This window comes from Sphingobacterium sp. LRF_L2 (assembly GCF_965644235.1).
GTDB lineage: Bacteria > Bacteroidota > Bacteroidia > Sphingobacteriales > Sphingobacteriaceae > Sphingobacterium.
Genome location: NZ_CBFFRI010000012.1, coordinates 1 through 12,599 on the forward strand (window position 1 = coordinate 1; position 12,599 = coordinate 12,599).

General features: G+C 42.3%; 10 protein-coding genes. All 10 read left to right on the top strand.

The window, feature by feature from the left end; genetic code table 11:
* The coding region (locus ACSZOX_RS20570; RefSeq protein ID WP_437922223.1) for a hypothetical protein at positions 1-645 on the top strand (645 nt) is incomplete at its 5' end.
* A 182-nt stretch (positions 646-827) separates the two neighbouring features.
* Positions 828-1,235: a DUF5675 family protein gene (locus tag ACSZOX_RS20575; protein WP_437922090.1), complete on the top strand. Its 408-nt coding sequence runs from the start codon at positions 828-830 to the stop codon at positions 1,233-1,235.
* 239 nt (positions 1,236-1,474) lie between these two features.
* Positions 1,475-1,681, top strand: a complete 207-nt coding sequence (locus tag ACSZOX_RS20580; RefSeq protein ID WP_437922091.1) for a hypothetical protein — start codon at positions 1,475-1,477, stop codon at positions 1,679-1,681.
* Positions 1,665-1,838, top strand: a complete 174-nt coding sequence (locus ACSZOX_RS20585; RefSeq protein WP_437922092.1) for a hypothetical protein — start codon at positions 1,665-1,667, stop codon at positions 1,836-1,838. The genes ACSZOX_RS20580 and ACSZOX_RS20585 overlap by 17 nt, the downstream gene beginning before the upstream one ends.
* A gap of 550 nt (positions 1,839-2,388) precedes the next feature.
* Positions 2,389-6,126, top strand: a complete 3,738-nt coding sequence (locus tag ACSZOX_RS20590; RefSeq protein ID WP_437922093.1) for a hypothetical protein — start codon at positions 2,389-2,391, stop codon at positions 6,124-6,126.
* Between the two features lie 42 nt (positions 6,127-6,168).
* Entirely contained in the window at positions 6,169-10,788 is a 4,620-nt protein-coding gene (locus tag ACSZOX_RS20595; RefSeq protein WP_437922094.1) for a DUF6443 domain-containing protein, read from the top strand.
* Complete coding sequence (locus ACSZOX_RS20600; RefSeq protein ID WP_437922095.1) at positions 10,766-10,969, top strand: hypothetical protein; 204 nt, start codon at positions 10,766-10,768, stop codon at positions 10,967-10,969. The genes ACSZOX_RS20595 and ACSZOX_RS20600 overlap by 23 nt, the downstream gene beginning before the upstream one ends.
* The gene (locus ACSZOX_RS20605) at positions 10,947-11,459 is read left to right on the top strand and encodes a hypothetical protein (protein WP_437922096.1); all 513 of its coding nucleotides are present in this window, start codon (positions 10,947-10,949) and stop codon (positions 11,457-11,459) included. Before ACSZOX_RS20600 ends, ACSZOX_RS20605 begins: the two co-directional genes overlap by 23 nt.
* 204 nt (positions 11,460-11,663) lie before the next feature.
* On the top strand, positions 11,664-11,951 hold the full coding sequence (locus ACSZOX_RS20610) for an RHS repeat-associated core domain-containing protein (protein WP_437922220.1): 288 nt from the start codon (positions 11,664-11,666) through the stop codon (positions 11,949-11,951).
* The gene (locus ACSZOX_RS20615) at positions 11,924-12,589 is read left to right on the top strand and encodes a hypothetical protein (protein ID WP_437922097.1); all 666 of its coding nucleotides are present in this window, start codon (positions 11,924-11,926) and stop codon (positions 12,587-12,589) included. Before ACSZOX_RS20610 ends, ACSZOX_RS20615 begins: the two co-directional genes overlap by 28 nt.
* The last annotated feature ends 10 nt before the right edge of the window (positions 12,590-12,599 follow it).

Below are 12,599 nucleotides of genomic sequence, written 5' to 3' on the forward strand. Positions count from 1 at the left end.
AAGATGAATGAAAAAATGACGACTAAATTTAAAGCGCTCATCGGCTTTTCAGGGTTAAAAGAAGATGGGCTTGTGGTTGCCGCAACCACAATCGTTAGTGCAATGACAGGTAATGCAAATTACCCGGATCCTTCTCCTACATTGGAGAGCATCCAGGCTCTTCTGGATGATTTTTCGAGCAAATTGGCGGCCTGCAGGCGTCGTGGCTCTCCGGAAGACACAGCATTGAAGGACGAGAGCCGGCCGTTGTTGGAGGCTGGACTGCAGAAGTTGGCTTACTACGTGAATAGCGTGGCTAATGGTAGTCTTTCGGTGTTGTTGAGCTCGGGTTTCCCGACTAATGGTAAATCCAGTTCGCTACCTGTGCCATTGATGGTAGAGGGAATAAAATTGAGCGATGGACGGCAGTCGGGGCAGCTGCGATTGGATTTTGTGCGGGAGAAGGGGGCAAAGATCTATGAATACCGCTACCGCCTTGCTGACACGGGCGATGCAGGTTGGAGCGACCGTTTATCGACAACTTCCTCTCGTGGGAACATCATCGCTCCACTCGTGGTGGGGCAGACCTACGAGGTGCAGGTGAGGGCGCTGAACACCAAGGGTGCAGGCGACTGGAGCCAGACGGCGAGTATTTTGGTGCGTTAGTCAAATTCGCGGATCGGAATCGCGATCTGATCTGTTGCGAACAACTGCATGTGGAAGGCTGTGCTAGCCGGTCTTCTACTTGTAAATTGGGCATTTGGCTTGTTGGATGTTTCCGGAGCGTGAACGTGCTTGTTGCGGGATTGGGATCCTGCTTATTGTAAATCTCTTATATTTTTTTAAACATGAATTGTACGCATACACTTGTGTTGAAGCGCCGGTATGGCGCGTGCGGCACGAATGGTTCTATTTCTTATCAGGGAAAGCATATCTGCCATACGATAGAGCTTCCGGATAGGAACAATACGCGGCGTCTGAGTTGTATTCCGGAGGGTCGCTATAAACTGGAGAAACGGGTGTACCCGAAGAATGGGGAGCAGATCGGTATTCCGCATGTGCTGGGACGCGAAGCGATCTTGATCCACCCGGCCAACAATGCGTTGAAGGAGCTGCACGGCTGTATTGCTCCTGTGACTGCGCTCACGGGCGAAGGTACTGGAACAGAGAGCCGTAAAGCACTGCAGGAACTGAAAGCGTTGGTCTACGCGCTTTGGGAAATGGGGGGAGAGGTGTTTTTGCTTATCAGAGGTTGAATTGTGTTGGTTGTGAAGTCGTTTTAATTAGTTACAAAGTGACGGAAGAGTTACAAGGTTACTTGATTGCAAAGTCGTAAAGTCGTGAATTCGTAAAGTCGTTTTAATTAGTTACAAAGTGACGGAAGAGTTACAAGGTTACTTGATTGCAAAGTCGTTAAGTCGTGGATTCGTGAGGTTGTGGATTTGTTGAGGGGAGGGTGAAAATCCTTTTTGGTTAAGGGTAAAAATTGGTTGCAATGAAAAAAGTATTGAATAAAATCAGTCAGGTGATACAGGTTGTATTGCTGGCTCCGGTTCAATTGCCTGGAAAGGCATTGAACGTCTTGAAATATATTGCTATAGGTCTGGGTATCGTGGAAACCGTGCTGCAGGAGGAGGAAACGGAAGAGCCCAAGGCTTCGGTAGAAGAGGAAGGAGGGGAAAAAGATGAAAACGCGACATGATGTACCGATAGCGACCATGGGTGGTACGCTTTGTTCAATCTGGAACAGTTATGATTTTTCAAATCTCCTGAATACAATTTTACTGGCAATAATAGGTGCAGCAGTGAGTTATCTTACCAGTCGTTTGTTGGATGGTAGAAGACGACGGCGAAGATAAAGAAAGAGAAGACAGGCAGAATTTCTGCCTGTTTTTTTATGGAATTAGTTTCGGAAATACTGTTGTTGCAGTGAAATACCAATGAATAAGTCGTTTTTAATTTGTGTCCGGTATTGATAAAATTTAATCATTTAAGTTTATTGATCAGAGAAATAAGGTTTAATTCTCTACCATATGTGAAAATGTTTTCAGTAAGAATGGGAGGTAGATACTTAATGAGTTATCTCGTTTTTTTATATTAAATAGTTTTTTGTTGACTTTTAATAAAAATCATTATTTTTATTTTGTCTAAATAAGATTTTTGTTTACATTTGCCTATCAAACTTTTATTATCAAATTTATGAATATTTTAAATAGCTTTTCCAAATTTCAGTTTTGTTTTCATAATATGTAGTTCCGTTTATCTTAGGTCTTCATAATCTCATTTTCGGCAGCATCTGGCTTGTATTCTTTTTTTTATTTCTTTTAGAGATTTTTTTTTAATTCAAAACCAATGAATTCACCTTGTAAGGTATTATTATTTTTTTTATTTATTTTCTGTCATCAACATATGATGGCACAACCTCGTTTTGTCAGGAACGAAACTCCAAATGTAGCCTCGATGTTAAAACATGTGGATTTTCCAGTCAACCATTATACTGGGATACCTGAAATAAAGCTTCCCCTTTATAACGTGAAAGTAGATGATTTCGAATTACAGTTAAATTTAAATTACTTAAGTACGGGATTAAAGGTTAGTGAAGCAGCATCTAATGTTGGATTAGGTTGGAATATAGGGAGTTTGGGAGTTATTTCTCGAGTAGTTAAAGGGATACCCGATGATTACAATAGGGATGGGGATATCTCGCCAACAAATGATTTACCCGGAGATAATGTGTTTGAAGAAAAACGATATGGCCTGTTTTGGTCTAATTCTGCAGATCTAATCCGTAATTTTAATATGGCTGATACCAGTTTTTCTTACGTGAGAGATAAAATTTTAAATATATCCTACGATTATTTGCCTTGTAATTGGTATTTGCCGTATCATGATAGCCATCCGGATATTTTTTATTTTAGCGTTAATGGAATTTCCGGGAAGTTTGTTTTTGACAGTTATGAAAATATTCAAAAAATAGAGTTGATTCCATATCAGGATATTAAGATTATCCATCAACTAGATTCAAAAGGAAAGATTGCTAGCTTTACTTTGACGGACGCTGACGGCCACCAGTATTTCTTTAATGATATTGAGGAAATAACAGATTATTCCCACGATTTAGACAACAGAGATGGCGAAGTTCTCACCTATAATTCTAGTTGGCATCTGTCTAAAATAGTGACCAATAAAAATAAGGTTATCGATTTTTCGTACGAAAAGGAACTAATTGACGTCTCTTCAAGAGCTCCAGTGGAATACGTGGGAGGCTTTGGCTCTGCGTCTATCACGTCAGATTATATAATTTCTTCATATGATTACGTTTCAGAAACGTGGACAAATATACGGGATCAACAGGTAATATATTATGATAATTTTGTAAAAGATATTACACAGGTGGTAGGTTCTTATGTAAGTCCTAATGTAAGACGTCTAGCACAGATCACCACAGATAATGAATTGATTTTTTTTGATGCGACATTAACTCGCCAAGATTTAACGTCATCAAATAGTAAAGCTATAACTGGTTTCCGTGTTTTCAATCGAACAACACCTAATGTTATGGTGAAAGGATTTGAGTTTAAATATGATTATTTTAATAGTGATATTCTTGTCAATGATCATTATCAGCAATATCAATCATTTTACAAGCGTTTAAAATTAACCGCTGTAGATGAGCTTACGAATAACGGAAATAAGCAACTATATGCCCAATTTTCATATAATGAACAGTTTGCTCTACCGAACAGACTGTCTAATGCACAGGATTTATGGGGCTTCTATAACGGTGCCACAGGTAATACTTCTTTGATCCCGACTATTTTTGTTTATCCATCTAATAATGGAAGTAATCGTTTCAGGGCGCTTCCTTTATTTGATTATTTAGCACAAGATGCTTTCGTTCTACCTGGAGCTAGTCGCTTGCCTAATGAACAATATATGTTATGCGGATTACTCACTAAAGTGAAATACTCCACAGGCGCTGAGACAGAATATACTTACGGGATGCATGATTTTAGATATCCTGACCCCTTAGAAGGGGGAGGCGCACGTATAGAACGGATCGATTTTTATTCAAAGGGAAAAAGGGAGCTTTCACGGATGTATACATATTTGAAAGATGATGGAATTACATCAAGTGGCAGTATTATTACGGTTCCCACATTCGCTTTTCCGTCGGGTACCACTGACCTTCGTTATGCGATGAGATTTTCTGTACCACAGGGCACGCTTTCCGGAACCCAAGGAAGTTATGTTGGTTATAAGGCTGTTCAGGAAATTTTTACATCTTCTGTTGATAGCAATAATAATGGTAAGATTGTGTATTATTTTGACATGCCTGCTACAGCGGGAGAGACTAACGATGTATCTGGATTGAATCTTTATAAACTGCCTGTTGTTAAATCTGTTTACGAACCTTACAAGCTAGATTGCGCATCTAGTAATAGCTTATATATACATTTCTGGGATTTGGCTACTCGGCACTATCAACTATCTGCCGATTCACCGCCATTTCCGGAATTACCTATATATGATTGGAATCGTGGACAACTTCTAAAGCAAGTTGTATATGACAAACACGGAAATATTATATCGATAATTGAAAACAAGTACCAAGCATATTTTAAGAGTGGGGAAAATAAACCCAAAATCGTATATGGTTTTGTAAATAAGCTTCTTTCATTAGATGCCGACTTTTTTACCGTCGTGATCCGGAGTGTTATGGCCGGACATGTTGCCTATTCCCGGTACGAATATTTAACTGGTGTTGCAAAAGTATTGAGTGAAACAAAAACCACATCACGTTTCAGTGGTCGGGATGTGGTTGAAAAAGTGAGTTACGAATATGGATCTCATTATCATATGAAGAAAACAAAAGAATTTTCTACCAATAGTAGCAACGATACACTTTTGACAGAATATAGGTATGCGGGAGATTATTCATGGGGATCATTCCCTGCACCCCCTGCATATTTCACAGCATTGTCTATAGGAAATAGAGCCGGGACTCTCATTGAAAGCACAAAATATAAGTTTAAGGCCGGTAATAAGATAGTTCTGCAATCTTCACTAAACGAGTATAAATTGCATAATTCTGTTGTAGTTCCTGCAGCGGATTACCTATTGGACGGAGGAGAAAACCTCTCACCTGCTTTTAAGATATCCTCTATCTCAGAAGTTCCGGATACGTTAATATGGGATTCAAGATATAAACAGACTTTTGGTTATAATCAGTTTACATCGAATTATCAACTGCTGGAAATGTTGAGAAACGGCCAATTTTTATCGAGTTATCTATGGGGCTACAATAATCAGTATCCTGTAGCAACAGTCGAGAATGCTTCCCAGAGTGATATTGCTTACACAGGTTTTGAGGCAGGGGAAAAGGGTAACTGGCTTTATTCGGGTACTGTTACCGGGAATACTGCACATACAGGAAACAAATCATACATATTAACAACCCCAGCTATACTTACAAAAAGCGGTTTGAATCCAAGTAAAACCTATAAACTGAATGTTTTTGCGTCGGGGCCTGCAGAACTTGTTGTACAGGGGGGGAGCCTTGTTTCTTCGAGCTCAAGTTCGGAGAACGGTTGGACACACTATTCGTACGTGGTGAAAAATGCCAGCACTGTATCATTACTTAACCCTACACCGGCAACAATATATATTGACGATGTAAGTTTACACCCGTTTGACGCCCCGATGAGCATTTACACGTTTGAACCAGGCATAGGGGTAACCAGTAAGATCGATCCGCAGGGTATCACAGAATACTACGGGTACGACAGTTTTGGACGACTGATTGTTGTAAAAGACCATATGGGTTATATCTTGAAAACATACTGTTATAATTTTGCCGGAGATCTTATAGACTGCGATGGCAATAGTCGGGTTCCCGCGAACAGTACAGTTTTTCAACTTGCGTACGCATCGGAATTGACAGGTGATACACCTCTGTGTCAATCGTCCCATCGGAATACGTACTATTCTACTGGATCTTCAGGTGGAGGAACGATAGTTTTAAATTTAACCATCTACCAGCTGGGAGGTGAGTATGCCCCTGCGGGCTATTATTCATCCGGATCTGGTGTTATACAGGTTGGAGCCAACGGAAAGGTTGTTGGTCTGCAGAACTGCAATCCATAAACTTTAGAAATTAACATGTATATGTCAGTTAGAAAAAAAAGCATGATAACGCGTATAAGCTTCAATAATCAGAATATATCGGGGAAGTTACCAATGTATCTCCGGATTTTATTATCTACGATACTGCTGTCGGTCTCTGCTGGGGCAGATGCACAAAGTGATACAACGGATCAGGATAGCCTGCGGCTACATCAACTGATGAACGGAGGAGGCGTGACTATGATCTCATCGATGTCCGTCATGGCGACCACGGCCGCTCTGCCGTCGCTTCCTTCGATAAGCTACAGTTTACCTTCTTCACTTCCTCTTGGAACTGCTGTGAACTATCTTCCCACAAACAGCGGAGGTGCAGTCTATGCGAACGGAGATGTCACGGCACAGGTTGGGAGTGCCACCGCCGGCTATATCAATGGGATCGGCAGTGCCGCGCGTTTGACGGGGAATGCGGGTATGGTTGCCTCTTCGTCCACGGTGCTGTATGTCAGCGATGCAGGTAACCATGCTATACGTATCTACAATCCAGAAACGCGAGAACTGAGCGGTTTCGTGGGGTCGAGCTCTGGCGTGAGCGGGATGGTCAACGGTAGCGGGTCCACTGCCCGTTTTTATAAACCGGTATCGATCTGCCGTGATGCTTCCGGGAATCTGTATGTTGCCGATCGTGGCAACAACATGGTCAGGAAGATCACGCCGGCAGGTGCCGTGACAACCCTTGCCGGATCAACGACTTCTGGTATTGTGAACGGTACGGGGACTGCTGCGAGGTTCAGCGAACCCTGGGGCATTACGGTTGACGCCAGTGGGAATGTGTATGTTACGGATGAAAACAACCGCCGTGTCCGTAAGATCACGCCTGCGGGTGTGGTAACTACGCTGGCCGGATCAGGAACCGCGAGCACGGTGAACGGAACAGGTACAGCGGCGAGTTTCAACGGTATGAAGGGGATCGTGGCTGATGCTTCGGGGAACCTCTACCTGTCGGAATATAACGGCTGCAGGATCCGCAAAATTACCCCTGCAGGGGTGGTAACGACTTTCGCAGGTAGCGGGAGTGCCGGAAATGTCAACGGTACGGGGACAGCTGCGAGTCTTTACTTTCCGATGGCGATAACAATCGATGCCTCGGGCAGTCTTTATGTGACGCAGCTGGACAACCGCGTACGTAAGATCACGGCCGCAGGAGTCGTTACAACTATTGCGGGAACAGGAAGCAGCGGCAGTGAAAACGGGAGTCCGTTGTCGGCCACATTTAACAGTCTGAACGGTATCTATTGGGCATCGGCAGATAATATCTATTTTGGAGATTCGCAGAATAACCAGATACGCCGGATGGGTAATGAAAATGGTTATACCATCAGTCCCTCGTTGCCGGCCGGCTTAAGTTTCAATAAAACTACAGGTGCGATTACAGGTACCGCTACTTCGGTGGCAGCGTCGTCAACCTATACTGTAACGGCCTACAATGCAGCTGGTACGGGTACAAGTACTATCACGTTTTCAGTAGGTAGTTCTATGGTGGATGTAAATCCAACAGCTACGGAAAACTACATCATGGAGACTGTTGCCCGGCAGCCTTATGCTACGGTTGCCGCGTTGCAGGGGAAGGCGGTTGGAGCGGTACACCGCAGTATCCAGTATTTTGACGGGCTTGGCCGTCCTTCACAGACGGTTGAATGGAAAGCCAGTCCTCAGGGGAACGATGTTGTTCAGCACCTGGAATATGATGAATATGGGAGACAGGGCCGAAATTATCTCCCCTATGTGCATAGCGCGGCTAATGGCTCTTATAGGCCGAACGGTAACACAGATGTAGTGGCATATTACAGTAAAACAACAGGTACGGATATAACCGGCGTCGCGCGGACACCATTTCCCTATTCGGTTACAGTGTTCGATAACAGTCCTCTGGATAGGGTTAAGGAGCAGGGAGCTCCGGGATCGGTCTGGCAGCCTGTAGCTACACGCAGTTCGGTGACTGTGGCTTCGGCGACGGGTCACACAATAGTGACCGATTACGGAACAGACACCACTTCTACTGCTGAAGCGGTAAAACTGTGGAAAATAACAGGCAACACTAAGGCCAGCGGAACAGTAAATTATGCTTCCGGCAAGCTTTATAAAACCGTGCTGAAAGACGAAAACTGGGTGTATTCCGCTGGTAAGGCTGGAACCGTTGAAGAATATAAGGACTTTGAAGGGCATTTGGTCCTTAAACGGGTGTGGAAGGAAGCTAACGAAGCCTTTGATACTTACTATATCTACGACGATCTAGGCAATCTACGCTATGTTGTTCCTCCTGGATATTCTGCAACAACGATAGATGAGAGTACAAACGATTTTAAGGAACTGGTATATGGCTATAAGTACGATAGCCGCCGTCGTCTGGTAGAAAAGAAGGTCCCGGGAAAAGGTTGGGAGTGGCTGGTCTATAATAAAGCCGATCAGCTTGTGCTGACCCAGGATTCAGTTCAACGGGTAAAGAGCCCTGTTGAATGGACTTATAACCGATATGACGCATCCGGCCGTATTACCAGTAGTGGGATCTATACGAATACGGCAACGAGTTCGTACAGACAGCAACAGATGGCTGCATATATTGATGGTCTTACCTCACCGCTCTGGGAAAGTCGCAGTGGTGCAGCCGACTACCCGAGTCCCTCTACCAGTTTTCCGCTTGCAGGTACAGGAATCACTATTAAACCGCTTACTGTCTATTATTACGATGATTACAGTTTCACAGGACAGTCGTCTTTACCTGTACAGGGTATAACGCGTAGTGCTTTAACATACACTCTCCCGACCGGTACAAAGGTGTATAAAGAGGATGGCACACTGCTGCTGCTGTCTGTCACATATTATGACGATTATGGCAGGCCGGTTCAGGTTGCCTCACAGAACCATCTAAGTGGAACTGATTATGTAACCAACGAGTATAGTTTTGCTGGAGAACTCACGCGCAGCACCCGATCGCATAAAAGTAGTCCCACGGCGACTGCATTGGTTGCTGTTACGCGGAACGTGTACGACCATATGGGAAGATTGAAGGATGTTCGTTTTAAGATCGGATCGCAGGACACCATTACGTTAAAAAGTCTGGTCTACAATGAAATCGGTGAGGTGATAGAAAAGAAACTGCACAGCGAAAACAACGGGGGCAGTTACATGAATAGGATACAGTACCGGTACAACGAACGTGGTTGGCTGCGAACGCTTACATCCCCAGGTTTCGAACAGGAGCTTTATTATCAGCAGAACCTTCAGGTCGCTACTCCGCAGTACAATGGGAATATCAGTTCGACGGAATGGTGGTTCGACGTTAACCAGATCTACCTTCGTGGTTTGGAGTACGATAAAATGAACAGGCTAAAAACATCATCTACCGAATTTACGGATTGGTACGAGGGAGATATATCCAATGTGATGGTCGAGGCTATGGATTATGATGCTAGAGGAAATATTACCGGCCTTACACGTGATGGAAGTCAGACGGTATATACGTATAGTAATAGCAACAAAAGTAACAGGCTCCTGAGTCTGTCAGGAGGAATAACCGGTAGTTACACCTATGATGGAAACGGAAATGCAACCAGAGACCGTACAGGGATGATCTTTACGTACAATTATCTGAACCTTCCGAAGACGGCGTCCAAGGCCCAGGCGGGAAGTAATCCGGCGGTCACGGTAAATTATCTGTATGACGCCCTTGGAAACAAATTGCGTAAGACTGCAGTGGTGGGTGGAGCGACAAGTTACCGTGATTACATTGGTGGAATCGAATACCAATATACTGGTACCGGTACTCCAATTATCGATATTATCCATACCGATGAAGGTTATCTTCAGAACAGTGGTGGAATCTATAGTTACCACTATAATACGAAAGATTATCTGGGTAATGTTAGGGAGGTTATCAAAAGGGAGAGTAGTGCTACAGCGGGAATCACTGTACAGCAGAACGACTATTATGCTTTTGGTAAACGTTACTCGAGTCCTAATTATCTTTACGGAAATAATAAGTATCTTTATAACGGTAAGGAAGTTCAGACGGAACTTGGTGACCAACTGGATTACGGAGCGAGGTTCTACGATGCAGAGGTAGGAAGATGGAACGTGGTGGATCCCTTGGCGGAGCAGTACAGACGGTTTTCACCATATAGTTATACAGTCAACAATCCGATAAGATTTATAGACCCTGATGGGATGAGTGTTTCCCCTGTATACGACATAAATGGTAACTTCCTTGGTACTGACGAAGATGGTTTACAAGGGCAAGCAGTTGTGATGGAGAAAGAAAACTTTGTTCAAGGAATGTCAAGAGAAGAAGCTCAGAAGCATAGTACCTATAAGGAAGGTGATCCGAATTTTGGATTCGCCAGTAAGGAAGCTGCATTGAAATATGCAAATCATTACGCAGGTCTTCCAAGCAGACCTGACTACGATGGTTTTTTAACATTAGATGAGGCAAATGACTGGTATCGCAACGCAAATGGAGCTCCATTATATGTGAATGCTGCCAAAATTAATTTATCTCCTGTGACAGTTGGTGATTTACAAGCTAAAGGAGGTGAGGATGCTTTTAATTATTTTTTTTTCTACGAATCAAGAAACAGGGTTGGTATATGGTACTATACATTTAAAATTGAAAGATCCCTCAACGGGTAAAGTTTCATTAGGGGGAGATAAGGGTTTATTAGATACATATGATTTCGATATAAAAGAAAATGATGGCACCGTTTTAAGAGTATTAAGAAATTGGGGCACTCATGCAGGGAAGGCAATCGCAGGGGAAGGCGTTAAGTTTAATATTTATAAATATGGTGATGGAAAAGTTAAAACCAAATAGTATCTATTCAGTTTTTATTATACTTCTTTTGTTTATCGAAAATGGTTGTACTAGTAGAAGAATGGAAAAGGATTTTTACCAAAATGTTCTAGGGGTAAATGCTATTCCGGAAAAGCAGGTTTTTTTGTATAGTGAAGAATCAGCAAATAATGATGGCTTTTCTTTTGAAATAATCCGTGTTAATCTAGATGATGATCTTAAATTTAGTCAAAATTATCCCATTAGTGATGAATTTAGGAAGGGTATGCAAATTTCAAAATGGCAAAAAACACCTGCATTGACTATGAAAGATTTTGATATAATTTTTAAATATCATTTAGATAAACCAAAAGTTAGTCAGAAAATAAAAGAAGCTCAAAAAGTACTAATGTCAGAAGGTAGTTTTTATTGTTATTTTTTTAGGAAAGAATCTGAATATGTTGAGTCTATAGATCTGTACATATTAGATGTTAAGAATAAACTAATTTATAATTTCAATGTAGTGATTTAGATGAACTGATGGTCTGTAATCATCTATACTTTTGAATTTCATTATAATACAGCTCAATCTGATTAAGATTGGGCTGTGTTATTTATTGCGCATACGTTTTCCTTGCCTTGTAATCTCGGATAAGCGCATCAAGTACATAATACGAAAGATTATCTGGGTAATGTTAGGGAGGTTATCAAACGGGAGAGTAGTGCTACAGCGGGAATCACTGTACAGCAGAACGACTATTATGCTTTTGGTAAACGTTACTCGAGTCCTAATTATCTTTACGGAAATAATAAGTATCTTTATAACGTTAAGGAAGTTCAAACGGAACTTGGTGACCAACTTGATTACGGAGCGAGGTTTTATGACGCGGAAATAGGCAGGTGGAACGTGGTGGATCCGCTTGCAGAGCAGATGCGGAGACATTCGCCATATAACTCGCATTCAATAATCCGATTCGTTTTATTGATCCGGATGGGATGGCTCCATGGGATAAAATTTTGTTAGATCGATTCGGTGTTGAACAGGGACGTATTGATGCGAAAGGTGACAATGAGTATTATTTGGCTGTAAACTCTGGCGGTGATTATACCTGGAAAGGGAAGAAATATTCAGGACAAGCTATTAAGGTTAACAGTAAAGAAACTGTTATAGGTGATAAAAAGGAAGAAAACCCTTGGGACGGAAATATGGTTTCATTAGGAGATGACCATTATAGGTCGCTTGTTTCGAGTCGCACAGACGAGGTAGAAGATGGAATTGATGATTATTCTTCTGCTACGATGTCCTTGAATCCTTCTTCGTATGCGGGAGTCTATGCCAGCGGTGTTTTGAAGGCTGTCGAAAGAGAATCTCAGGAAGGCAAAAAATTGGACTTTGTTAGCGAATTTAAAAATGGCACCATCTATAAAATAGACGGTGTTTATTATAATTCCCACGAAGGATTGAATTACTTGTGGGGAAGTGCATTGGATAAATTGGGGATTCCTAGTATTGTTGCTGTAGGAGCAGCAATGCTCTATCATAAGAGTGCTTATAATAGAGACGTTAAGTCGGGAGAAATAAATAAATATCAAAGGATCGGCCCTATTAATGAACCTAATCACAACAAAGCTATTAGGGCAGGGTATAGATTGTTTAAATGAGAAGGTGTTT